The sequence below is a fragment of the Amycolatopsis nivea genome, assembly GCF_004522235.1.
Classification (GTDB): Bacteria; Actinomycetota; Actinomycetes; order Mycobacteriales; family Pseudonocardiaceae; genus Amycolatopsis; species Amycolatopsis nivea.
In genome coordinates this window covers 24,634-47,442 of the sequence record NZ_SDLT01000041.1, presented here as the reverse complement: position 1 = coordinate 47,442, position 22,809 = coordinate 24,634, and the positions used below count along the sequence as shown (strand labels likewise).

At 68.1% G+C, this 22,809-nt stretch carries 21 protein-coding genes; 9 read left to right on the top strand and 12 right to left on the bottom strand.

All coding sequences use genetic code 11. The features are described from left to right. The first annotated feature begins 8 nt into the window (after positions 1-8). From EIZ44_RS35735 to EIZ44_RS35715, 5 genes are all read left to right on the top strand, one after another. Positions 9-1,178 (top strand): FAD binding domain-containing protein, encoded by a 1,170-nt coding sequence (locus EIZ44_RS35735; RefSeq protein ID WP_037817312.1) that lies wholly within the window; start codon positions 9-11, stop codon positions 1,176-1,178. 55 nt (positions 1,179-1,233) lie between these two features. Further along, on the top strand, positions 1,234-1,977 hold the full coding sequence (locus EIZ44_RS35730) for an SRPBCC family protein (RefSeq protein WP_037817313.1): 744 nt from the start codon (positions 1,234-1,236) through the stop codon (positions 1,975-1,977). Further along, on the top strand, positions 1,974-2,816 hold the full coding sequence (locus tag EIZ44_RS35725) for a carbon-nitrogen family hydrolase (protein ID WP_051171846.1): 843 nt from the start codon (positions 1,974-1,976) through the stop codon (positions 2,814-2,816). The genes EIZ44_RS35730 and EIZ44_RS35725 overlap by 4 nt, the downstream gene beginning before the upstream one ends. Positions 2,817-2,859: 43 nt before the next feature. Further along, entirely contained in the window at positions 2,860-3,483 is a 624-nt protein-coding gene (locus EIZ44_RS35720; RefSeq protein WP_037817314.1) for a flavodoxin family protein, read from the top strand. An 85-nt stretch (positions 3,484-3,568) separates the two neighbouring features. Continuing rightward, positions 3,569-4,957, top strand: coding sequence for an NAD(P)/FAD-dependent oxidoreductase (locus tag EIZ44_RS35715; RefSeq protein WP_037817315.1), 1,389 nt, complete (start codon positions 3,569-3,571; stop codon positions 4,955-4,957). Positions 4,958-5,263: 306 nt separating this feature from the next. Here the strand turns inward: EIZ44_RS35715 and EIZ44_RS35710 are convergent, their stop codons facing one another. From EIZ44_RS35710 to EIZ44_RS35685, 6 genes are read right to left on the bottom strand one after another with little or no spacing between them, the layout of a single operon-like run. Continuing rightward, entirely contained in the window at positions 5,264-6,622 is a 1,359-nt protein-coding gene (locus EIZ44_RS35710; protein ID WP_043829515.1) for a sialidase family protein, read from the bottom strand. A 60-nt stretch (positions 6,623-6,682) separates the two neighbouring features. After that, positions 6,683-8,125, bottom strand: a complete 1,443-nt coding sequence (locus EIZ44_RS35705; protein ID WP_134733559.1) for an alpha/beta hydrolase — start codon at positions 8,123-8,125, stop codon at positions 6,683-6,685. Continuing rightward, positions 8,116-9,570, bottom strand: a complete 1,455-nt coding sequence (locus tag EIZ44_RS35700; RefSeq protein ID WP_240691508.1) for a serine hydrolase — start codon at positions 9,568-9,570, stop codon at positions 8,116-8,118. Before EIZ44_RS35700 ends, EIZ44_RS35705 begins: the two co-directional genes overlap by 10 nt. Next, positions 9,567-11,495 carry a dipeptide/oligopeptide/nickel ABC transporter permease/ATP-binding protein gene (locus tag EIZ44_RS35695; protein ID WP_051171843.1) on the bottom strand — a complete coding sequence of 643 codons (1,929 nt, stop codon included), beginning with the start codon at positions 11,493-11,495 and terminating at the stop codon, positions 9,567-9,569. The genes EIZ44_RS35700 and EIZ44_RS35695 overlap by 4 nt, the downstream gene beginning before the upstream one ends. After that, on the bottom strand, positions 11,492-12,430 hold the full coding sequence (locus tag EIZ44_RS35690; RefSeq protein ID WP_037817424.1) for an ABC transporter permease: 939 nt from the start codon (positions 12,428-12,430) through the stop codon (positions 11,492-11,494). The genes EIZ44_RS35695 and EIZ44_RS35690 overlap by 4 nt, the downstream gene beginning before the upstream one ends. Before the next feature lie 10 nt (positions 12,431-12,440). Then, positions 12,441-14,024 carry an ABC transporter substrate-binding protein gene (locus tag EIZ44_RS35685; RefSeq protein ID WP_158242529.1) on the bottom strand — a complete coding sequence of 528 codons (1,584 nt, stop codon included), beginning with the start codon at positions 14,022-14,024 and terminating at the stop codon, positions 12,441-12,443. 380 nt (positions 14,025-14,404) lie between these two features. Here EIZ44_RS35685 and EIZ44_RS35680 point away from each other — a divergent pair, with 380 nt between their 5' ends. From EIZ44_RS35680 to EIZ44_RS45800, 4 genes are all read left to right on the top strand, one after another. After that, positions 14,405-15,430, top strand: a complete 1,026-nt coding sequence (locus EIZ44_RS35680) for a LacI family DNA-binding transcriptional regulator (protein ID WP_037817322.1) — start codon at positions 14,405-14,407, stop codon at positions 15,428-15,430. A gap of 69 nt (positions 15,431-15,499) precedes the next feature. Then, positions 15,500-16,489, top strand: a complete 990-nt coding sequence (locus tag EIZ44_RS35675) for a glycoside hydrolase family protein (protein WP_078870641.1) — start codon at positions 15,500-15,502, stop codon at positions 16,487-16,489. Continuing rightward, entirely contained in the window at positions 16,467-17,417 is a 951-nt protein-coding gene (locus tag EIZ44_RS35670; RefSeq protein WP_037817323.1) for an alpha/beta hydrolase, read from the top strand. The genes EIZ44_RS35675 and EIZ44_RS35670 overlap by 23 nt, the downstream gene beginning before the upstream one ends. Before the next feature lie 284 nt (positions 17,418-17,701). Continuing rightward, positions 17,702-17,875, top strand: a complete 174-nt coding sequence (locus tag EIZ44_RS45800) for a hypothetical protein (RefSeq protein WP_199817961.1) — start codon at positions 17,702-17,704, stop codon at positions 17,873-17,875. Between the two features lie 526 nt (positions 17,876-18,401). On the opposite strand, the gene EIZ44_RS35660 is transcribed toward EIZ44_RS45800, so the two are convergent. The 6 genes from EIZ44_RS35660 to EIZ44_RS35635 all read right to left on the bottom strand — a co-directional run bounded on the left by EIZ44_RS35660 (position 18,402) and on the right by EIZ44_RS35635 (position 22,761). Beyond that, a complete protein-coding gene (locus tag EIZ44_RS35660) occupies positions 18,402-18,959 on the bottom strand; it encodes a transcriptional regulator (protein WP_037817324.1) in 558 nt (185 codons plus the stop codon). Between the two features lie 74 nt (positions 18,960-19,033). Then, positions 19,034-19,945 carry a Scr1 family TA system antitoxin-like transcriptional regulator gene (locus EIZ44_RS35655; RefSeq protein ID WP_037817326.1) on the bottom strand — a complete coding sequence of 304 codons (912 nt, stop codon included), beginning with the start codon at positions 19,943-19,945 and terminating at the stop codon, positions 19,034-19,036. Further along, positions 19,942-20,400: a helix-turn-helix domain-containing protein gene (locus EIZ44_RS35650; RefSeq protein WP_199817962.1), complete on the bottom strand. Its 459-nt coding sequence runs from the start codon at positions 20,398-20,400 to the stop codon at positions 19,942-19,944. The genes EIZ44_RS35655 and EIZ44_RS35650 overlap by 4 nt, the downstream gene beginning before the upstream one ends. Next, positions 20,400-21,389, bottom strand: a complete 990-nt coding sequence (locus EIZ44_RS35645) for a hypothetical protein (RefSeq protein WP_134662603.1) — start codon at positions 21,387-21,389, stop codon at positions 20,400-20,402. The genes EIZ44_RS35650 and EIZ44_RS35645 overlap by 1 nt, the downstream gene beginning before the upstream one ends. Next, entirely contained in the window at positions 21,356-21,688 is a 333-nt protein-coding gene (locus EIZ44_RS35640; RefSeq protein WP_037817329.1) for a hypothetical protein, read from the bottom strand. Before EIZ44_RS35640 ends, EIZ44_RS35645 begins: the two co-directional genes overlap by 34 nt. Before the next feature lie 239 nt (positions 21,689-21,927). Beyond that, on the bottom strand, positions 21,928-22,761 hold the full coding sequence (locus tag EIZ44_RS35635) for a hypothetical protein (RefSeq protein WP_134662602.1): 834 nt from the start codon (positions 22,759-22,761) through the stop codon (positions 21,928-21,930). Positions 22,762-22,809: the final 48 nt, after the last annotated feature.

Sequence of the window (22,809 nt, the reverse complement as noted above, 5' to 3'; positions counted from 1 at the left end):
ACCGTACAATGGAGATCACCCACGTCGCTGTGATCGGCGGATCGATCGGCGGCCTCACCACTGCGCTGTTGCTGTGCGATGCGGGATTCACGGTGGACGTCTACGAGCGGTCGAGCCGTGTGCTCTCCGGTCTCGGCAACGGCATCGTCGTGCAACCCGAGCTTGTCCGCTACCTGGTCGAACGGGCGTCGACTGACATCGATGCGGTGAGTGTGTCGTCGTCGACGATGCAGTACGTCGACGCCATCACGGGGGAGCAACGAGGGGCTGTCTCGGCCGAGTGGCGGTTCACCAGCTACGACAGCATCTATCGTCGGCTCCTTGAACTTTTCGGCACCGACCGATACCACCTCGACAAGAACCTGGTCGGTCTCGCCCAGGACGGCGAATCGGTCCAGCTGCGGTTCGCCGACGGCAGTGACGTGAACGCGTGCTTCGTCGTGGGCGCGGACGGCGGGATGTCGACTGTGCGCCAGCGCTTGACGGGCGTGACGCCGCAGTACGCCGGTTACGTGACCTGGCGGGGCATGGTCGAACCCGCCGATCTTCCCGAGGCCACCTGGAATTTCTTCGACAACGCCTTCACCTACGGTCATCTTCCGAATGGGCATTTGATCGCGTACCCCATCCCCGGGGAAGAGCCAGGCGTTGTCAAGCGGCTGAACTTCCAGTGGTATTGGAATGTGCCGACTGGTCCGGAACTCGACGAGATCATGAGCGATTGCCACGGGATCCGGCTGCCGGTGTCGGTCCATGCGCACGCGCTGTGTCCTCGGACCCTTTCCGAACTTCATCGACGAAGCGAGACACTGGCTCCAATGTTCCGTGAGGTCGTCAAAGCCTCCCCGCTCCCATTCGTCACGGTGGTCAGCGACGCAAACGTCAAATCGACGGTGCACGGCAGGGTTGCTCTTGTCGGCGACGCCGCGATCACTCCGCGGCCACACGCTGCGGCCGGTGCCGCCAAGGCTGCCTACGACGGTTGGACTCTGACTGACGCGCTGGCCGGTTCGGCGGAGGGTCGGGTGCAACGGCTCAAAGAATGGGAGCGCCGGCAACTCGCGGTGGGGCGCGGATACCTGAAGAAGGTGCGCAAAATGGCATCCCGACTGCAATACGGCGGGGATTTCGCGCCTGGGGATCCAGAATTCCGATTCGGCTTGCCGCGCGAGCCGTAACTCCACAAGTCTCCCGTAGTTACGTCATCGCATTAACCAGACAAAGGTGTCCTCAATGCAGATCATGAACGAGCTGAAGCTTCCGGTTCCGCCGGAACAGGCATGGCCGGTCCTCATGGACCTCGAGCGAATTGCGCCGTGCTTGCCGGGTGCGGCGATCACCGGTGTGGACGGCGACACCTTCGAAGGCAAGGCCAAGATCAAAGTCGGCCCGATCACGGCAGAGTACAAAGGTTCCGCAGAATTCGTGGAACGAGACGAATCGGCGCACCGTGCGGTGATCAAGGCGACCGGCAGGGATGCCCGCGGGCAAGGAAATGTCTCAGCCAGCATCGCCGCACGCCTGCTGCCGGACGGGGTGGGCTCGAAGGTGGTGGTGGAGACAGACTTGAACATCACCGGCAAGGTGGCTCAGTTCGGACGCGGTGTCATCGAGGACGCGGCAACGGCCATCGTCGGCACCTTCGCCGAGCGCCTTGCCGAGCTCATGGCCGGCGCACCCGCCACGAGCAGCCCCGCCGGTGACACGGGTGCCCCGGTCGCCGCCGTTCCGTCGGCTGCTCAGAATCGGCAGGCGGATGCCGACGAAGCGCTGGATCTGATCAAGGTGGCGCGAAAGGCGCGAGCTGAACGCAGCCGGTCCACCGGAGGCTGGGCGGCGGTCGTGGTCAGCGTGGCGGCAGCCGGCGTCAGCGTGGCCGCCGCGGCCAATGTTGCCGGCCCGGCGGTGGTGAGCGTCATCGCGGCGAGCATCGGATCGCTCGCCGCAGGCTATTCGCTGGGCCGCAGCAAGCGATGACCGCAACTGCGAGCCCGACCGGACCGCAGATCCTGCGCGTCGCGGTGATCCAGATGCGATACGTCGAAGATGAGCCGGTGGCATCAAGGCTGCGGCGAGCAGCTGACCTCGTTTGCAGCGCCGGCGATGCCAGCCTCGTCGTGCTGCCCGAGCTCTGGGCGCATGGCGGGTTCGCCTACGCCAGTTGGGCCCGGCACGCCGAAGAGCTGGACGGTGCGCTTTGCAGCGAACTGGCGGCGTTGGCGCGTCGGCGACGCATCTGGCTTCACGGCGGTTCGTTCATCGAACGGGAGGCGGGCGTCAGTGAACCACGTCTGTGGAATACCGCGCCCGTCTTCGATCCGTCGGGTTCGCAGTGCGCCGGCTACCGCAAGATCCACCGGTTCGGTTTCGCCGCCGGTGAACCACGTCTGCTGACTGCCGGCACCAGCACGAGCGCCTTTGACCTCGCCGTGCCTGGATCCGCCACTGTCCGTGCCGGCCTGTCGACTTGCTATGACCTGCGCTTTCCCGAGCTCTATCGGGAGCTCGTCGACCAGGGGGTCGAGCTCAACCTGGTCGCGGCGGCATGGCCGGAGGCTCGCATCGCTCACTGGGCGGCGCTGGGTCGCGCGCGTGCCATCGAGAACCAGACAGTGGTTGCCCAGTGCAACCTCGTCGGCGTCGACAACGGTGTTGTGCTCGGCGGTCGCAGCCAGATCATCGACGCCAACGGCGATGTCGTGGCGATGGCAGGCGACAGCGAGGAGGTCATCGTCGCCGACGTCGACATCACTGCCCTGCGCCGAATGCGCGCCGATTTCCCCGTGTTGGCGGACCGCCGCCGGGGAGCTGCCTGACAACCGGCCGTGCTTCGTCCGGCGTTACCTAGAAAGGACCTCAATGTCTGCTGTTAAGCTGAGCATCATCTACTACTCGAGGACCGGCACTGTCAGGTCGATGGCCGAGCACCTGTACAAGGCGGCTGAGGACCAGGGTGCGGAGGCGCGGTTGCGTCCGGTGACGGAAGCGGCGTCAGGTGGCTGGCTGGAAAGCAACGAGTCTTTCCGGCCGCAAGAGGACCGAACGCCGGGAGGGCACCACGCGGCGACCGCGGCCGATATCACCTGGGCAGATGTCGTACTGTTCGGTACACCGACTCGGTTCGGCAACGTCGCTGGGCAGTTCAAGCAGTTCTTGGACACGCTCGGTCCCCAATGGGCAGCCGGAGAACTGGCGGACAAGGTTTACGCCGGCTTCGTCGCGACCCAGACGCCCCACGGCGGGCAGGAATCGACGCTGCTGGCCCTGTACAACAGCATCCATCACTTCGGTGGCGTTGTTGTCTCGCCCGGCTATACCGATTCGGTCAAGTTCGCCGACGGCAACCCCTATGGAGTCGGCCACGTGACGGGGCCAGACAACGACAACCCGCTGGGTTCCACCGAGACCGATGCACTTGACCATCTCGTAAGCCGTGCCATTTCTGTAGCAGCGCGGCTGAAGAACATCCCTCCCTCGCTGTAGCTGCGGAGCGGGAACAACTCTTCGCGACTTAGGCATCTAACCAGCTTGATGAACCCGAAGACTACGCGAAAACCAAGGAGCCATCGTGGACGACAACGGTCGTGCCGGTGCCGGTCTTAGCTTTTGGCACGACGACGCAGGTGGCGATGGGAGTGCCAAAGAGACTCTCGATCACGATCTCGACGTCGACGTGGCGATCGTCGGCGGCGGGTACACGGGCTTGTGGACGGCCTATTACCTCGCCAAGGCCGATCCGTCGCTGCGGGTCGCAGTGCTGGAGAGCGAGTTCGTCGGGTTCGGAGCTTCGGGCCGCAACGGCGGATGGTGCTCGGCGATCTTCCCGGCCACCATGCGGAAGGTGGCGAGCATCAGTTCCAGGACCGCGGCCGTCCGAATGCAACGGGCGATGAACGACACCGTCTGGGAGATCCGTGACGTCGTCGAGGCTGAAAGCATCGACTGCGATTTCCGAGCTGGCGGGTACCTTTCCGTCGCGCGAAACGCGGCGCAGTGGACGAGAGCGCGCAACGAGGTGGCCGGTTGGCGCGAGTGGGGGTTCGGCGCCGATCACATGCGGCTGATCGAGCCGCGCGAACTCGTCGATCAGATACGCATGGCCGACGCCCGCGGTGCGACCTTCACACCGCACTGCGCGGCGTTGCAGCCGGCGAAGCTGGTCCGCGGTCTGGCGGACGCCGCGCGCGCCGCCGGCGTGCAGATTTATGAGGGCACTCGCGTCGTTGGGGTTGAATCCCGCCGACTCGAGACCGAACGGGCACGCGTGACCGCTGAAGTCGTGGTGCGGGCGACCGAGGGGTACACGGCGCGGCTCGCCGGCGCACGACGGGACATTTTGCCGATGTACTCGCTGATGGTCGCGACCGCTCCGCTGCCTGCAGCGGTGTGGGAGGAGATCGGCCTGCAGGATCGCCCCACGTTCAGCGACAAGCGCCATCTGCGAATCTACGGGCAACGAACCGCCGACGGCCGGATCGCCTTCGGCGGGCGCGGTGCTCCCTACCACTTCGCTTCCAGAGTTGCTCCTCGCTTCGACAACGACCCTAGTGTTCACGCCATGCTCCGCAGCATCCTCGGCGAACTCTTCCCGCCGCTCAGGGGAATCGAATTCACGCATGCGTGGGGCGGGAACCTGGGCATCGCGCGGGACTGGCTGCCGTCTGTCTCTTACGATCGCCGGGCCGGGTTCGCTCAAGCGGGTGGATACGTGGGCGACGGTGTTGCCACAGCGAACCTTGCCGGGCGCACACTGGCGGCGGAGATTCTCGATCTCGACAGCGAGATCCGTTCTTTGCCGTGGGTCGGGCACCAGTCGCCGAAATGGGAACCAGAGCCGTTGCGGTGGCTCGGCGTCAATGCCGGCACAGTGGCGTTCGGCACCGCCGATCGCCTGGAGCGCCGCTCCGGTCAGCCGTCCCGGCTCGCATCAGGCCTCTGGCGAGCCCTGGGGCATTGATATCGGCTAGGCCAGAGCGTTTGACGGACCTCCAGAATGAGGACTGACGCCTTCGGGAGAGAAGCTCCATTCCTCGGTGAACGCGGTGACACGCCCTGCGAAGACGCTTCCGGGTGCTGCGAGGTGGAGTCACAGTGGATTGCTTGCCGGAGAACGACATTCGCAGCGTGAGCAGGAAGCATTTGGTGTCGATGCTGTCGGCGTTGACCCGGACCTCAGCCGAGGTCGCCCCGACATCCGGCCGATCCAGCTCACGGCGATGCGCGCACCCGCCACTGCGTGTTCGACGGACGACAGGCCACCAGTTCAATGCTGCGTGGAACAGATCAGTGGGCTGCCGTCGGCTGTGGTGTAGGCGTTGAGCGGGACAGTGCCGAGGTATACCGAGCGATCCCCGGGTGTGGGATCGGCGGGAGTTGTGCGCATGTCGCCCCATCCGGCGTAAAGGTTCTTCGCGTCCAGGGCGACAAAAGAGAAGTCGTCGCCGCCGAGGTCTTCTGCGGAGGATACGTCGTGGCTCATCCGCACCGGAACGCTGAAGGTGAATCCACCGTCGCAGGAGACAGCCGACCAGAAGTCGTAGGGGGCGGTGTTGACGCTCGTCCCGTACACCGTCTTGTAGCCCACGCCGAGCACACCTCGGGCCGAGAAGTTCATCCAGGGCTGGCTGCGCGGGTTCGGCGGGGCCTGTCCGATGAGGGTTGGCGTGGACCAGGTCTGGCCACCGTCGAGGGTCACGCTGACCGTCACGTAGTCGGGTGTCGACGTGGCGGCGGTCGTTCCCGAACCGCTCATGATGGCGAAGTGATCCGGGCGTGACGGGTCGGCTGCGACCCAGTTCGCGGCCAGCGGTGTGAAGTGCCGCGTCCAGGTGGCACCGTCGTCGCCGCTGGTCTCGAAGATGTTGCATGGGCAGTTGTTGACGCCCGGGACAGCTGCGGCTACGTAGGTGAATCCGAGCCGGTCGCCTGCGGCCGACGGGATGTAGTCGCCCATCGGCTGGCCGCCCGCCTCCGGGTAGTCCGCCGAGTCGATCGCGTGAGGCTTGCCGAAGCTGGCGCCGTGGTCGTGCGAGGCGACGACCCACCGCTGATTGCGCGGGAAGTCGACAGCGCTGACGTACACCGTGCCGGAGGTGCTGTCGACGGTCATGAACGCTCGATCGGAATGCCCGGAGTTACGGCCCAGGGCGAGGATGTCCGCCGCGTCGCTGTCGCCGGTGGCGAACACTGCTTTGCTCCACGTGCGCCCGCCGTCGGTCGAGCGCGCCACGTAGATGTTGTAGTAGTCGATCGCGCCGGCAGGCTGGTCCCACCATCCGCCACCGACGTAGAGGGTGCCGTCTGGTCCCGAGGCCGCCACGGGGTCGGAGCAGTTGTGGTACGGAATTCCCAGTGTCGGCCCGGGATCAGCGGGAAAGGCCGTGCTGACCTGCCAGGACTGGCCACCGTCGGCGGACAGGGCGATTCCGCAGACCGAGTTCGTCGTGGTGAACGCGGTCACCATGGTGTGGTGCACGGCATCGAGCGCCGTCTCCGGTTCGCCGGCGCCCAAGCCGTTCGTCACGTTGGTCTCGGTCGGACTGGCATCCCCGGCCGCGCTCGCGGGGGTGGCGACCACTGCCAGCAGCAACGCCAGGCCGACGGCCATCGCTTTCCACGCCATTCGATGGAGGGAGTTCATGATCGGATCTGCCTTCCCATGAGTGCCGTGCGGCGGATGGCGTCAGCTGAACGTCACGACGGAGGTGCGGAAATCGGTGACGTTGCCGGCGTTGTACTGCTGTTGCTGGTCGGCAGGTCCGAGGTTGACGGCGAACCTGATGCGACCGGCTTTGTCCGGTCGCACAGTGGCCGCGGTTCCGTCGATGGTGACGGTCACCGTGTCCTTGCCGTTGAACAACGGTGGGGTGGTGATGCTCGTGGTGCCGCTTCCGGTGACGGTCAGGCCGCTCGCGCTCACGTCGTGCAGGTCCAGAAACTCCAGCGCCCGGTTCGGATCGGCGTTGACCGACCAGCCCCATACGGAGAAAGCTGGCTCGATGGAGCGGTAGTCGAATGTGGCTGGCGGTGCCGGCGGGTCGGCGAGCACGGTGTCGAAGCGCTGGATCGCTTGGGCGATCTCGTACTCGAATAGGGTGGGGCTGTGGCAGCCCCAGGGCAGGTCGTGCCAGCCGTGTGGGATGCCGAGGGCGAGCAGCGTGTTGTGCAGGCTGACGCTTTCCGGCCGGATGATGCCGGACTCGAGGCTGCACCCGCCGCCATCGGTCGCCGTTTCGCCTTCCGCGGTGCCGAGCACGCCGTTGCCGGTGAAGATTTGCACATCGACGCCGGCCAGGTTCTCGGCCAGATCGGTGGGGTTGTGGCCATGCCAGCGCACCGCCTCGGTCGAGAGCGGACCGTAGATCGAGTCAGGTGGAGCTCCCTGCAGCGTCGGGCTGGCCGACAGCACCGTCGCCCCAGCGGGCCAGTTGCTGTCGCTGGCGCCGGAAAGGCTCGCGACGGCGGCGAACTCGTCGGGGTGGCGGGCGCCGAACATGGCGGTTCCGTAGCCGCCCATCGACTCGCCCATCACCATTCGATGCGCGCGGTCGGGAATGGTGCGGAAGTTCGCGTCGATCAGCGGCACCAGCTGCTGGGTCACGAAGGTCTCGTATTCGGGAGGTCCGCCGGTGCTGTTGTTGAACCAGTCGCTCCAGTATCCGCTGTCTCCGCGCGGGGAGACCACAATGGACGGATACGAGGCGGTCAAGCCCTCGCCGTAGTAGGCGGTGCGGAAGGTGGTCTGGTCGTGCGTGGTGCCGGCCAGGTAGTAGGTGACCGGCCAGTGTCGCGTCGCGCTCGCGTCGTAGCCGGTCGGGAACTTCACCTCCACCGGCACCGGCGCGGTGAACGCATCGGTCGCGACCGTCAGCTGCAGGGTGCGCTGGGTGAGCCACTGCTCCCCGACGATTGTCGCCCCGGCGGTCGCCGCCGTTCCCTGCACGGGCGGCAGAGCGCCGGTGGCCGACGCCGGCGATGCGGTGGCGACCACCCCGAAGATCAAGCAGGCGGCCAGCAGAAAGTTTCGCGTCGACATCCAAAAGTGGGGACGGGAACGCGCCATTGCGTTACTCCTGTCTCGTGGCGATGGGGTATCCGAGCTGTCGACCTGTCGAATCAGAGGCAAGTGCGCAGGGCGCGGCACAGGGCTTCGGCGCGGTCATCGGGTACGCCGCCGGGCCGGGCGGTCTGGTAGGCGAAGGCAATCCGGGTTTCGGGGTGGGCGAAGGCGAGCTGGCCGCCGAGGCCGTCGTGGCCGAAACTGCCCGGACCGGCCATGCCCCGGCGGGTCGAGGCAAGCATGAAGCCCGTGCCCCAGCGGTTGCCCTCGGCGGGGCCGATGAAGGGTTTTCCCTTCGAGCGCACGGCGGCGGCATCGCTCACGGTGTCGGGTGCCAGCAGGCGGATGCCGTCGACCTCGCCGACGGTCGCGGCGTACAGCCGGGCGAGGCTGCGGGCGTTGGCAACGAGGTTGGCTCCGGGGATCTCGGGCGTGAGGTAGTCCGGTCCGTTGGCCGACTCGGTCATGTTGGCCGGGTCGAACAGCCCGCCGAGGCTCATCGCGCGGACGGCCATCGGCTGTGCGAGCAGTTCGTCGATAGCCTCGGCGGGCTCGGTGTTCGGCAGGGGTTCAAGCATCGGGCAGAAGTCCGGGTCCGCCAGATCGGCGCCGTAGGTCATCGCCAGGTTCAGGGGCCCGGCCACGTGGTCGCGCAGCCATTCGCTCGGCCGCTGTCCGCTGGCGCGGCGGAGCACCTCGCCGGCGAGCCAGCCAAAGGTGATCGCGTGATACGCGAAGGTGGTGCCGGGTATCCAAGCAGGGGCCTGGCGGGCAAGCCGGTCGACGACGGGGTGCCAGGCACGCAGGTCGTCGGCGGTCAAGTCCGCCTCGGGGGCGACGAGACCCGCTTGGTGGGCCAGCAGTTGCCGGACGGTCGTGGTTTCCTTGCCGTTGTCGGCGAACTCGGGCCAGTACTTGGCCACGGCGGCGTCGAGTTCGATCAGGCCCCGCTCGACGGCCATCAGCACGCAGACGGTGGTGACGCCCTTGCTGACGGAGAAGACGACGCTGCGGGTGTCCGGAGTCCAGCGTCCGCGCTGCCGTTGCCCGCCGGAGAAGTCGCGGGGATACCGGGCCGCCGCGGCGGGGTCGAGGCCGACGTCCTCGAGCATGGCGGCGGAGCGCTTGGCGAGTTCGGCGCGAGAGCGGGTTCCCTGGGCGCGCAAGGGTTCGGCGAGGCTCCGCGCGACGGTGTAGGACGGGTTCAGCGAGCTGTTCGGGTCCTGGAACACTGCCTGCAGGACCCGTCCGAGCTTGCGTCGCTCCGCGGTCCCGATATGGGTGATTTCCCGGCCGAGCAGGTGCACGCTCCCCGACTGGACCGGCACCAGGCCGAGCACGGCCTTGGCCAAAGTGGACTTTCCGGAGCCGGACTCGCCGACAAGCCCGACGGTCTTGCCGCGCGGGATGACCAGGCTGACGTCGTCGAGCGCCCGGAACACCGGGGCCCGGCGGCGCCGCCGGAATTCCACATGGACGTTGCGGACATCCAGGACAGGAATCTCGGTCACTGGGGCAACGCTCCTTCCTGGACGAGGTCGTCGACCCGGACGCATCGGGTGGCCGCGTGAGCGCCGACGGGGATCAGGGGAACTTCTCCGGCGGTGCACACGTCGCGGACGTGGGCGCACCGTGCCGCGAACCGGCAGCCGGACGGCCACGAGCCCGGCGGCGGGACCCGACCGGGCAGCGTGGGCAGGCGCGCGCCCTCCGGCGCGCTGTTCGGGTCGGCCGCCAAAAGCGCCGCGCTGTAAGGGAACCGGGGTGCTCGGAACAGCGTGTCCACATCGGACTGTTCGACGACCTCGCCGGCGTACATGACGACGGCGCGGTCGGCGATGTCGGCCACCACGCCCCAGTCGTGGGTGATCAGCAGGATCGCCATGCCGGTGTCTTCCTGGAGTTCGCGCAGCAGGCGCAGGATCTCCGCCTGCACGGTCACGTCCAGCGCGGTGGTCGGCTCGTCGGCGATCACCAGCCTGGGCCGTCCGGCGAGCGCCAGCGCGATGTTGACCCGCTGCGCCATGCCGCCGGAGATCTCGTGCGGGTAGGAGGCGAGCACGCGGTCGGTGTCGGTGAGGTTGACCTGGTTGAGCAGCTCGACGGCCCGGGCGCGGGTGTCCCGCGCGGAGAGCCGGTCGTGGCAGCCGATGACTTCCTTGAGGTGGCTGCCGATCGTGTGCGTGGGGTCGAGGCTGCCCAGCGCGTCCTGGGCGATGTAGGCGATGCCGGATCCGCGCACCGCGCGGTACGCCTTCGGCCCGCCGGCCACGAGGTCGGTGCTGTCGAAGATCACTTCCCCGCCGTCCGCCCGCACCGCGGCGGGGAGCAGGCCGAGCACGGCCAGCGCGGTCATCGTCTTGCCGCATCCGGACTCGCCGACGAGCGCGACCGTCTCGCCGGCCCGAACCTGGAAGGTCGCATCGCTGACCAGCGCGGTGCCTGCCCCAGCGGAGACGTTGAGACCCCGGACGTTCAGCAGGGCATCGCTCGTCGCGTCCACAATAGACAACTTCGGCTTCGGATCACGGGCTTGCTTGGCGGTCCGCCTGGTGACGGTCGCGGGTTCTCCGGATGTCAGGTCGCGAATGGAGTCCCCGAGCACGCCGAACGCCAGAACGGTGAACGCGATCGCCAGACCAGGGGGGACGAGCAGCCAGGGGTTCGTGGTGATCACGGTCGAGGCGTCGCCGATCATCGCGCCCCAGCTCGGGCGGTCGCCCCCGGACGTCACGCCGAGAAAAGCCAGTGCGGCCTGGAAGGCGAGGCTGATGCCGGCGAACACCGACGCCTGCACCAGCACTGGTCCGAGCGTGCGGCGCAGCACGTGGCCGCTCATGATCCGCCACGGCCGCACGCCGGCCACGCGGGCGGCGGTGACGAAAAGCTCCTCACGGACCACGAGAGTCACGCCGCGGGTGACGCGAGTCAGGCCGGGCGCGCCGAGCACTCCGAGGGCCACCATCGCAGCGGTGGGGCTGGAGGAGAACACGGCGAGCACGACCAGCACGATGATGATCGCGGGGATGCCGAGGGCCAGTTCGGCGATCCGGCTGATCGTCGCGTCGATCCATCCGCCCCGGTAACCGGCGAGGATGCCGAAGGGGACGCCGAGCGCCAGGAACACCACCAGCGCGGTGACCGTGTTCACCAGCGAAGGATCGATCCCGTACAGCAGTCGGCTGAGCACGTCCCGGCCGAGGCTGTCGGAGCCCAGCCAATGCGCGGCGGACGGTCCGCTGAGGACAGTGGTGAGGTCCTGCGCCTGCGGGTCGTACGGCGCGAGCGCGGGGGCGAGCAGCCCGGCCAGCACGAGCAGGATCAGGTAGCCGACCGCTGCCACGCCCAGCGGCTGGTGGCGCAGCGCGCGCCGCAGCCAGTGCGGGCCCGCTCCGGAGGAGGCAGGGCGGACGTCCATGGTGAGGGTGGTGGTCATGACCGGCGGGTCCTCGGGTTCAGGTAGCCATAGGCCACGTCGACGAGCAGGTTGACCGCGATGACGATGAGCGTGAAATACACGACGACGCCCTGGATCAGGGGCAGGTCGTGCGCGGAGGTCGCTTGGACGGCGGTGCCGCCGAGTCCGGGGATGGCGAAGATGAACTCGACGGCGACCGTTCCGCCGAGCGCGCCGACGAACACCATTCCGATCACGGTCAGCACGGGGATGGCGGCGTTCTTCAGCGCGTGCCGGTAGACCACTGAGAACTCCGTCACGCCCGCGGCGCGCAAGGTCCGCACGAACGTCTGGTCCAGCGCGCTCGCGACGGCGTCCCGGGTCTGTTTGGCGATCACCGCGGTAGCCGGGACCGCGAGCGTGACGACCGGCAGCACCAGCGAATTCAGCCATCCCGCCGGATTCTCGCCGAGCGGGACGTAGCCGGTGGGCGGGAACACCGCCAGCTTGACCGCGAACAGCACGACCAGCATCAGGCCCAGCCAGAAGTCCGGCAACGCGAGCCCGACGATGGCCCCGGTCTGCACGATCCTCCCCAGCGCGCCCCGGCGGGCGGCCCGCACGCCGAGCAGGACGCCCACCAGCGTGGCGACCAGCACCGCGCCGATGATCAGCGACAGCGACGGGCCGAGCCGGTCGTTCAGCTGCTCGGCCACCGGCTGCCGGTTGATCAGCGAGCTGCCGAGGTCGCCCCGCACGGCTCCGGACAGCCATTTCCCGTACTGGACCCACAACGGCTGGTCCAGGCCCAGCTGCTGGCGGGCCGCGTCCAGTTGCTCCGGGGTCGCGTTCGGGCCCAGCAGCGAGCGGGCGGCATCGCCGGGCAGCAGCGCCACCAGGACGAACGAGACCACGGAGGCCACGAGAGCCAATGGCACCGACCACGCCAGCCGGCGTGCGACGAGTTTCAGCATCATGGCCGCCTCAGGCGCCCGGCCGCAGCTCGGTCAGCCACGGGACGCCGGAATTCGCCGCCGTCGCGTCGAGACCGGTGACGCCCTTGGCCAGGTAGTAGCTCAGCGGCGCACCCACCACCGGCAGCGTCCAGGCCTGCTGCACCAGGTAGGCGTTGATCTGCTTTTCCAGCGCGGCGCCCTTCTGCGCGTTGGCCGCGAAGTACTGCTGATACAACGCGTCCAGCTTCGGATCGGCCGTGTGGAACGGGTTGAACGGTCCCTTCGGGTTGACGAACCCGACGTACAGCGAGGCCATGTTCGCCAGCCCGTACGGAATGGCGGTCGCCGGGAACTGTCCCGACTGCAGCGCGACGAAGAAGTCGTTGGCCGTCGCCTTCGTGGTCACCTGCAGCTTGACGCCGACCTTCTCCAACTGGCCGCCGACCGCCTGCACCATCTTGTCGAGCCCGACGAGCGTGGAATCCACGACCGGCAACGTGAACCCGTTGGCGTACCCGGCTTCGGCGAGCAACTGCTTGGCCCGGTCCGGGTCGTAGGGGTAGGTGTTGTTCAGCGAAGGGTCGTAGCCGGCCTGGCCGGGCAGGGCGTACTGGCTGATCGTGAGGTTCTCGTCGCCGTAGAGGGCCTTGGCGATCGCCTTGCGGTCGACCGCGTAGTTCAACGCCTGCCGCACCCGCACGTCGCTCAGCGGCTTGGCCAGCGTTCCCGCCCGGTCAGCCAGGTTGAGCCCGGTCATCGCCTGCGGCGGGGCCAGCACGGTGAGCCCGGCGCCCTTCGCGGCCTGCAACGTCGTCGGGTCGCCCAAGGCGGCCTGGACCTGGCCGGCCCGCATCGCCTGGATCATCGACGACGGGTTGGGAATGACCCGGATCGTCACCGTTTTCCAGTGCTGGCGGCCCTTGTTCCAATAGTTCGGGTTCGGCACGAACGTGTAGTGGTCCCCCGCCACGGTCCGCGCCGCGTCCAGCATGTACGGGCCGGCGCCGGCGGTGCCCTTGTCGAGCGCCGCGGGAGCGGCCACCGCCTTCGGGCTCGCGATGTTCCCGGCCCCGAACGCCTGCGCGAAGTTGAAGGTCAGGCTGGGGTCGGACTTGCTCAGGCTGAGCCGCACCGTCCGCGGTCCGGTCACCTCGACCGAGGAGACATTGGCCAGCAGTTGGGCCGTGGAGCCGGTCTTCTGGGTCCGCTCGTAGTCCAGAAAGGTCTTCAGCGCCTGCGCGTCGAGCACAGTGCCGTCGCTGAACTTGACCCCGTCCCGCAGCGTGAGTTCGTAGGTGCGGTTGCCTTCGCCGACATAGCCCCACTTGACCGCCAGCCCGGGGCCGAACGTGCCGTCTGGCTGCATCACCACGAGCGGGTCGTAAGCCCACTGGTAGAAGGCGTCGTAAGCAGGATCGCCGACGGCCGGGTTCAGGCTCGGCGGCGACAGCGGGGAACCGAAGACGAGCTCGCCGCTTGCCGCACTGCCGCTCGCCGACGACCCGCCTCCCCCGCAGGCAGCGGTGGCCAGTGCCACGGCGGCGGTCAAGGCGACCGCGGCCAGCCGGGTTCGGCGGACTCGGCGCCCGCCTTGGGACAGAAGACCAGACACAGTCATCTCCACATCGAGATAGGTGCTGAAACAGTTGAGCCCCGGCTCCCCGGGTCGTGCCCGAGCCGGTCGCAGGTGGCAACCGGACAACGGCGGAGGAAGGACGAGCCGCGCGACACGAAGACACGACCGTCCGCAATGGACGGACGGCGGCGAGCCGCCCCGGCCCGCCTTCCCGGCGGGCGGCCATGCACTGCGATCGACCACTTCTTCGCGGCCATGAAAGTCCTTCGTTTTTGCTGCTGCCCCGCGGTAGCGGGCCGTGATACGGTTTGCGCAATGGATTTAGCAGAAGGATGCGTGTCGGGAACCGGGATGTCAACCCCGCGTAGGATGTGCGGGATTCACGACCTCGGGGCACGACAAGGGCGGAGAGGTGCATGGCTCAGCGAAGGGTGACGCTGGCGGACGTGGCCGAGCGGGCCGGGCTGTCCACCACCGCGGCCTCGCGGGTGCTCAACGGACGCGAGGGCACCCGGCTCTCCGAGGACGCGAGGCAGCGCGTGCTCGCGGCGGCCAAAGAGCTCGGCTACCGGCCCAATCCCGCGGCCCGCAGCCTGCGGCTGAACAAGACCGCGACCATCGCGCTGATCTCGGACACGGTGGTCACCACGCGCTTCGCGGGCGCGATGATCCGCGGCGCCCTCAACGCCGCCCGCGAACGGGACCACGTCGTGCTGATCACCGAAACCCAGGGCGATCCCGACATCGAGCGCGACGCGATCGACGCGATGCTGCACCGGCAGGTCGACGGCGTCATCTACGCGGCGATGTCCAGCAGGCGGATCACCGTGCCGCCCCAGCTGCTCACGCTGCCGACCGTACTGCTCAACGCCACCAGCAACCGCCGACTCCCCGCTGTCCTGCCCGCCGAAGAGGAAGCGGCCTACGCCGTGACCTCGGCAGTCCTCGATCGGGGACACCGGAACGTGGCGGTCCTCGGGCGCAACGAGGCGTACGAACGCGATGCTCACCTGTCCCTCGCGGCGAAACTTCGCATGCAGGGTATCCGGAAAGCGCTGGCGGATCACGGCCACCGGCTCGCCGCATCGGAGTACACCGAGGACTGGGACGTTCCCGGCGGCTTCGACGGCATGACCGCCCTGCTGCGCCGCCCCAACCGCCCCACGGCAGTCATCTGCATGAACGACCGGCTCGCCGTGGGCGCGTACAACGCGGCCAGCGAAGCCGGGCTGAGCATCCCCGCCGATCTCTCGGTCGTGTCCTTCGACGACGACCCGATCGCCGAAGCGTTGCGCCCCGGGCTCACGACCGCCGCGCTGCCCCATGAGGCAATGGGCCAGCTCGCGGCCGAGCTCGTGCTCGACGCGAACCCCGAACCAGGCATCCGCTGGGTGCCGATGCCGCTGCGCGAACGCTCCTCCGTAGCCCCTCCGGCAGGCTGAGCTGCGCCGCCCGCCGCTTGCCGATCTCACGCACCCCTGTGCTAAATCGATTAATCTAGGAGAACTGCGATGCTGCGCCTGCCTGATTCGTGGATCTGGGACAGCTGGTACACGCGCGACGACGACGAACGCCATCACGCGTTCTTCCTCCGCGCCTCTCGCGCCCTGCTCGATCCCGAGCGCCGCCACCGGCGCGCCTCGATCGGCCACGCCGTGTCCGACGACCTGCGCACCTGGGACCTGCGCGCCGACGCACTCGTCCCGTCCGACGGACCCGCCTGGGACGACCTCGCCACCTGGACCGGCAACGTCGTCCGCGGACCGGACCAGCGGTGGTACCTCTTCTACACCGGCGTCACCCAGTCCCGCGACCGTGCCGTGCAGCGCATCGGGCTGGCGATCTCCGACGATCTGGAAACCTGGCACCGCCACGGAAACAGACCGCTGGTCGAACCAGACCCGGCCTGGTACGAGGACCACGACGCGAGCGACTGGGCCGGCGAGGCCTGGCGCGACCCCTGGGTCTTCCCCGACCCCGCCGGAGACGGCTGGCACATGCTCGTCACCGCGCACGCCAAGGACGCCCCGCCGGGCAGCCGCGGCGTCGTCGGGCACGCCCGCTCGGCAGACCTGCTGCACTGGGACGTCGGTCCGCCGTTGACCGAACCGGCCGGGTTCGGCCACCTCGAGGTCCCCCAGGCCGCCGTCGTCGACGGCCAGCCGCTGCTGTTGTTCTGCAGCAACCTGTCCGAACGCGACGACGCCGACCAGCTGCTGTGGACGGTGCCCGGCGCCTCGGTCACCGGCCCGTGGGACCTGTCGCTGGCCCGGCCGGTGCCGGTGCCCAACCTGTACGCCCCCCGGCTCGTGCAGGACGCAGCCGGCTCCTGGTGCCTCCTCGGTTTCGTCGAGCGCCGCGAGGGCCGGTTCGCCGGCGAACTGTCCGACCCCGTCCGCGTCCGCTGCGCCAACGGATCCCTCACCCCGGTCAACCCGGTCCGGGACCGCCTGTCACTGCTCGAGACCAGGAGGCACGATGCCGCTCGATCCCTTCGCTGAATCCCTGCTCCTCTCGCTCGAACCGCTGCCGGAGCAGATCGACTTCCCCGCCTTCCGCGCGAAAGAAGCGGCCCAAGCAGCCGCTCTCGCCCAGCAGCTCGCACAACCCGGGCCCCCGATCAAGGAACGCCGCGAGGTCACCATCCCGGTCGACGGCGGAACCGTCGACCTCGTGATCCACCGGCCCATCGCCGACACTCGCCTGCCCGCCCACCTGTACCTCCACGGCGGCGGCTGGATCGGCGGCAGCGCCAAGAACCCCTTCATCGACATCCTGGGACAAGAACGCGCCGCAGGCGCCGGGTGCGTCGTCATCGCCGTCGACTACCGCAAAGCACCGGAACACAAATACCCCACCGAACTCAACGACTGCTACGCCGCACTGCTCTGGACCGCCGAGCACGCCGAGGAAATCGGAATCCGCCCCGACCTCATCACCGTCGGCGGCGGCTCCGCAGGCGCCAACCTCGCCGCGGCACTGACCTTGAAGGTGCGCGACGAGGGCGGCCCGCGGATCGCCTTCCAACTGCTCGAAGTGCCGTGCGTCGACCTCACCGGCAGCTTGCCGTCCCACCGGTCCAACGGCACCGGGTACGGCCTCACCACAGCCGACATCACGAGGCTGCTCGACTACTACCTGCCGTCCCCCGAGGAAATCAACGCGCCGTACGTCTCGCCGCTCCTGGCCCCCGACCTCTCCGGATTGCCGCCGGCACACATCATGTCCGCCGAATACGACCCACTGCGCGACGACGGCGAAGCATACGCACAACGCCTCAACGACGCCGGCGTCCCCGCGACATTCACCCTCGGCCGAGGCCACATCCACATCAGCCCTCCCTTCACGAAAACGATGGCGAGCGCACGAGCCTGGCGCGACGAAGCTGTCGCCGTCCTCCGCCAAGCACACCGCTCCCACTCGTCCTGAACGAGGGCCATTGGGATCAGGGTGAGCAGGTTCTGCTTCCACAGTTAAATCGCCTTGCGGGCCATTTCTGCGAATGTGTTGGCGCGCCGTTCGCCCGACGGGCCTTGTCAGTCATATTCACGGCCTTGCTCAGTTTTACTGGCTTCAGGCGAGGCGCGAGCAGGTCGGTGCCGGAGTCGCGCCGCAAGTCCGGTCTTCCGCCTCACCGGCAATTGGCGCTGGCAGTAGGCGCGCCAGGACGGCTCTAGTCGCGGATGGCTGCCCGGAAGGCCATTTTGTGGCCGATGACGTTCCCCAACGACCGGCCGGCGGAGGCGAAGTTCGACATGCCAGTTGTCTTGGAGAGGATCGAGGGGGCTGTGCTGCTGCGCGTGTCGGGCGACGTTGACAATGTGACGATGCCGCAGCTCAAGGCAGCGTTCCTGCGGCGCTGGCTGAGCGTCCGGCACCGCGTGTGATCGATTTACAGGAGGTGACGTTCTTCGGCTCGGCGGGGCTGACCTTGCTGGTCGAGGCAAAGAGCGGGGCAGAGGAGGGGACTTGGGTGCGCGTTGTTGCTTCGTCGGCGGCGTTGCGACCAGTGCAGCTGTCCGGGCTCGAAGGCGCCTGGAGATCTATTCCACCGCCGGTCAGGCGCTGGCCGATCCTCCTGGCCGTGTAGGTCGATGAGCGGCTGGCGAGCCTGGCAGGCGTGGCAGGCACACCACAATCGAGCGATATGCTTCGAATTCGGTCGTGCGAGCCTATAGTCGCCGTGCTCGGACAGGAGGTCGATGTGGGGTCGGCGAGGGTTTCGGCGATGTAGACGAGCTTGACGTTGAGGGCCCGCGACGGGCAGCTGCGCTGGTCCCGGGATCCGCGTGTGCTGCAATGCGCGTCGGCGGGCCGCCCAGACAGACCGAGTCTGCGGACAGGATTCCGGTTGTCCGCAAGGGTCCCGGCGTGCCTTGGCCGGCGGCGATGCGCTTGGGTTTGGTGCCGCCGTCACACGGATCGGGTGTACGGGTCGCGCACGTGGGGTGTGTAGGCCTTGCCTTCGTGGGCGTACCGGTCACGGCGGAGCTGGTCGCACATGGCCACGATCAGCAGCTCCGTGCGCGGCAGGTCCAGGGCGTCGGCGATCTTCACGACGGTGGGGATTGACGGCGCGGCCGTCATGCGTTCGATTCGTGACAGCCGTAAGCGGTCGGTGTCCGACAGTCGGGCGACGTGGGTCAGAGTGCGATGGTGCTTGGTGCGCCACAGGTAGAGCACTTCGCCGAAGCAGACCGCGGATCGGCGCGGGCTCGCGATGTCGGCCACGGTCGTGGGGCGGTGTTCCCGGCCGCGGTCTGAGTGCGAAGCTGGCGGGAAACCGCGGCCTGCGGCGATCACGAGCGAGTACGGGTCGGCTTTCAGGGCATAGGCCAAGGCGGCCGTGGTCCACAGCGATCGCAGTGGGGTGCGACCCCGTTCGAGGATCCCGATGGTGGAAGCGCTGATTCCGGAGCGGCCGGCGAGGTCGTCGATGCTCAGGTTTAACGCCTGCCGGTGCCTGCGCACGAACGCTCCCGCTGTCTCGACCGGTTCGCCAGCAGCATCCGGTGTGCCCGTGTCACCGACGGCGGAGCGGGGTGTCATGAGCGGGCCTCGCTCGCCGCGGGCGTGCAGGGAGGTTCTGTCGCCGGGGAGGGTGTGTCGAGTTCCTGGATGCGGTCGTTGATCGCCTGCCGAGAGTCGTTTGTGGACAGTGCGAGCAGGCGCAGGTCTGCGGTCAGTCGTCGGTAGGCTCCGTGGTCGGGGGCGAAGACGCCGGCGCTGTGGTGCGCGAAGTAGGCGACCGGGCCGGCGGATGTCTCGTAGCAGGTGAACGGGTGCCCCAGCGTCGGGCGGGCGCAGATTTCCGGTGAAAGGACGCGCACCCTGACCATGGGGTTCGCGTTTCCCAGTGCGCGCAGGAATCGGAGCTGGCCGAGGATGATGTCCGGTGCCGGGGCGGGGCCGGACAGGGCGGGTTCGCCGATGAAGATCTCGACTTGTTTCCTGCGCGATTGCGTGGTCGGGGTCTGCAGAAGCCGTCGCTGTGCCGCCTGGGCGTTGACGAACTCCCCGATCTCTCCGGGGGTGGCGCCGTGGTCTTTCAGGACGGCGCGTGCGTAGTCGGATGTCCACACAGACGCGGGTATCAGCGTGGGATGGTAGTCCACGAAGGACCTGGCGAGTTGGTTGAAGTGTTTTCGTGCCTCGGCATGGTGGCGGTGGTGTGCCGGTTGGAGGATGACCACGCTGGGGTCGGTGGTCCTTGCGAGGCTGGAGATGTAGGCATGGTCGTCTGGGCAGATGCGCAGGGCGCACAGGATTCCTCCCACGTGCTCGGCGTCGGGCTTGCGGACGCCGAGTTCCCACTGCGCGATTTGCGCGTGGTGTTTGTGGATCAAGTTCCCTACCTCGCGCAGAGTCATCCTGGTCGTGCTGCGTTGTGCGTGCAGGACGGCGCCGAGCAACAGGTGCCGCGGCGATGGCTGAGATGTGTTGTGGCTCTTCGTCACGAATATGTCCATGTTCTTGCGCTGCTGTCGACGTCGGACTTGCGCGGGCCGGTCCCGCGGCGGTGCGGCTTACCGGTTTCGCCGCCTGCGACCGGCGGAGGCGGCTGGCACCGTGCCGCCGGGGTGATTGCGTTTTGTCCGCCGTGGGGCCGGATGGCGACTTTTTCGCGCAGGAGCAGTCGGCGGATCGTGCCGTAGGAGGCGTGGTGGGTATCCGCAACGGTCTGGATGGTGGCTCCGTGCTGATAGTCGCGGACGACTTGCGCGACGTTGAGTTTGCGTTTCACCCCTTGTCGCACAGGAGGCATGGCGATGCCCTGCTGCCGGAGGATCCGGCCGGTCCAGCTCAGCGACAGCCCGTAGGCGGCGGCGATCCACGTGATCGTTTTGCCGTCCCGGTAGTCCTGCGCCATTTGTTCGTTACGGCTCTGCCGCTCAGGGATACGGGTCGGCATCACGGCAGCCGGTCCTCGGTGCGATCCCGCGACGGCTGGTGTCGCGGTGCGCGCGACCCTTCGCGCAATAGGTCCCGGTGCGTGCGGGCCCACTGTAGGGTGCCGCGCAGCACCACGTGCCGACACCCGCCGATGTCCAAGCCCTGTGGGAAGAACCTCCGCCAGCGTCCGGAAGCGACGTTTTCTTCGTAGGCAGCGACCCACGCGGTCAGCTCGTCGTTGCGGGTTGCGGCGGTGATTCCGGAGGATGCGGGGTCTTTCTCGAACCAGTCGCCGGCGTACATGCCGAGCACCAGGTCGTCGTCGGAGAAAGCCGACGCGAGGTGCTCGCGGATCCGGCGGCGGGCCAGCTCGCCCGGGCCGCGGACCTGGTACGGCTCTGCGGGGTCAGCGGCGAGCAGCGGTGGTGCCAGGCCGGCGATCTCGTGCAGTGCGCGGTTCGCGGCGGCGGTGGTCACGCACGGGATCGCCCACCAGGCGGTCCGGTCCGGCAGGTCTCCTTCGGCGATGCACGCGGTCAGGTCGCCGGTGTCCAGGTGCAGGGTCACCGCGACGCCTGAGGCGTGCTGTCGGCCCGGGAGGTGCCGGTGCAGACTGGTCGGTGCGGCTTCGTTGAGCAGTTGGATTCGTGCTTCGGTCGAGGGACGCGCTCCGGCGCGCCGCGGTGGTCTCGCACGGTCGCGCGCGTCCGCGTTGATCAGCGCGGCGGCGGCGTCGAATTCCCGGCCGTCTCCGGTGTGCGGAACGAAGGCGATCTGATCGAGCGCGGCGAGCGGGGCTAGTCGCCATCCTCGGGGATGCGGGTCGCGGGACGTGCCGGCGTCGGCGAACCACATCCGCCATGTTCGTCCGCAATGGTCGGGGGTTTCGTGGACGAAGCCGGGAGCGTCGTAAAGCCGTCGCCATGCCAGCGATGCGGTTCGGTCCCTCGCAACTGGGGTCCCGTGATCGGCCATCAGCAGCTGATCCGGCGTGTACTGGTCGGGCATTTCGTGAGTCCGTGTCTTGTGGTGGTCAGTTCCGTCGTGTTCCATCCGGTTGCCCTGTCGGTCGTGCGCGACCACACCGCGGTGACTGTCTGCGCGGCATCGCCGAGGCCGTAGAGGCCGCACGCGCACGAGATCGAGGCATCGGGTTCGTCAAAGTTGTTGGTGCAGAATTCCTTGTGGTGCGTGTTGCACGTCCAGCCGTTCGGACCGTGGACACTGGTGATCTCGAGGTAGGCGAGCCGGATCGTCCTGGGTTCGGCGCGGTCGGATTCCGCGTCCGCCTTGATTTCCTGGGACAAGGAGCGCAGTCCGCAGCGGCAGGCGTTCAGCGGGTCCCGTCGGCTCTCGTTGGCCGTTGCCGGCCTTCGGTGACCGAGTGCTTCCTGTCGCGGGACATCGTGTCTGTCGCGCAGACGGCGTGTCCCGGCGGTCTTTGCCAGTGGCTGCAATGGTTTCTCTCCTCCTGTCCTTTTCCGGCGGGCCACGCAGGATCTGGCACGGACAGCAGCCCAGCGGCTGCCGTCCGGACGGCAGCGTGCTAGTCCTTGCCGTCGGTTGCCCGCACCGGATTCGTCGTCGGCCGGACGGCCTCGGCGAATACCTCCAGGTCTTCCGGCCAGGGCGCTGGGGGTTCGGTCATGTCTGGGCCGTCGTCCTCAGCGGAGTCCATAGCCGTGTCCTTCTGCGCGTGTTGCGAGAACAGGTTGAGCGGCGGGCTCGGGTGGTTCTCGTCGAACGACCAGTACGTGTCGAGCATGTCGCGGACTGGCACCGAAACTCCTTGTGGCCCCAGGGGAACGGTGACGTCGTCGAGGACCTGCCACAGCGCCCGATCGGCCGGCTCGGGATCGAAGGCGGTGCCCACGGCGCGGCGGTGGCAGTCGATGGCCTTGGCGAGCATCCGCACGGCGTTGCGGTGCCGATGGTTCAGAGCGGCTGCTCTGTGGTTTTCGTCGGCCGTGGCGGCGCGTGTCTGGGACAGCCTGGTCTCGACGAGGCGTTTGAACACGGTGACGCGGCCACGCCACTGGTCGTATCTCTGTTCGTAGGGCGACGTCAGGTCGAGGCCCAGCTTGCTGCGCCGTTCGCTGCGTCTCGATCGTCGTGTGCGGAGGTCGTTGTCGATTCTGTGCTGTGTCGCTACCAAGATCGCCCGGACACGGCCGAGCAGCGGTGGGGCGATCAGGGACTCCCACAGCCCGGCTGCGTCCGGGCCGAGGTTGGCAAGCACCAGTTCTTCCAGTTGCTCGTCGCTGAGCTGGGTCAGCTTTGCGATGTCCGGAAGGACGTCCGTCGCGGCGGTGCGTCGACGGTTCCCTGTCGCTGAAGGTGACGTCAATTGGGCTCCTCCTGCGTGCTTGAGTGCGGGCAATCCGTTGTCCTGCCTCGGCCCGTGAGCGACGGCAGGAGACGGTTCTGG

Excerpts from the sequence above, each read along its gene's own strand:
- EIZ44_RS35735 (WP_037817312.1), top strand. The coding sequence starts at position 9 with ATGGAGATCACCCACGTCGCTGTGATCGGCGGATCGATCGGCGGCCTC.
- EIZ44_RS35730 (WP_037817313.1), top strand. The coding sequence starts at position 1,234 with ATGCAGATCATGAACGAGCTGAAGCTTCCGGTTCCGCCGGAACAGGCA.
- EIZ44_RS35725 (WP_051171846.1), top strand. The coding sequence starts at position 1,974 with ATGACCGCAACTGCGAGCCCGACCGGACCGCAGATCCTGCGCGTCGCG.
- EIZ44_RS35720 (WP_037817314.1), top strand. The coding sequence starts at position 2,860 with ATGTCTGCTGTTAAGCTGAGCATCATCTACTACTCGAGGACCGGCACT.
- EIZ44_RS35710 (WP_043829515.1), bottom strand. The coding sequence starts at position 6,622 with ATGGCGTGGAAAGCGATGGCCGTCGGCCTGGCGTTGCTGCTGGCAGTG.
- EIZ44_RS35695 (WP_051171843.1), bottom strand. The coding sequence starts at position 11,495 with ATGACCACCACCCTCACCATGGACGTCCGCCCTGCCTCCTCCGGAGCG.
- EIZ44_RS35690 (WP_037817424.1), bottom strand. The coding sequence starts at position 12,430 with ATGCTGAAACTCGTCGCACGCCGGCTGGCGTGGTCGGTGCCATTGGCT.
- EIZ44_RS35680 (WP_037817322.1), top strand. The coding sequence starts at position 14,405 with ATGGCTCAGCGAAGGGTGACGCTGGCGGACGTGGCCGAGCGGGCCGGG.
- EIZ44_RS35675 (WP_078870641.1), top strand. The coding sequence starts at position 15,500 with ATGCTGCGCCTGCCTGATTCGTGGATCTGGGACAGCTGGTACACGCGC.
- EIZ44_RS35670 (WP_037817323.1), top strand. The coding sequence starts at position 16,467 with ATGCCGCTCGATCCCTTCGCTGAATCCCTGCTCCTCTCGCTCGAACCG.
- EIZ44_RS45800 (WP_199817961.1), top strand. The coding sequence starts at position 17,702 with ATGACGTTCCCCAACGACCGGCCGGCGGAGGCGAAGTTCGACATGCCA.
- EIZ44_RS35650 (WP_199817962.1), bottom strand. The coding sequence starts at position 20,400 with ATGCCGACCCGTATCCCTGAGCGGCAGAGCCGTAACGAACAAATGGCG.
- EIZ44_RS35645 (WP_134662603.1), bottom strand. The coding sequence starts at position 21,389 with ATGCCCGACCAGTACACGCCGGATCAGCTGCTGATGGCCGATCACGGG.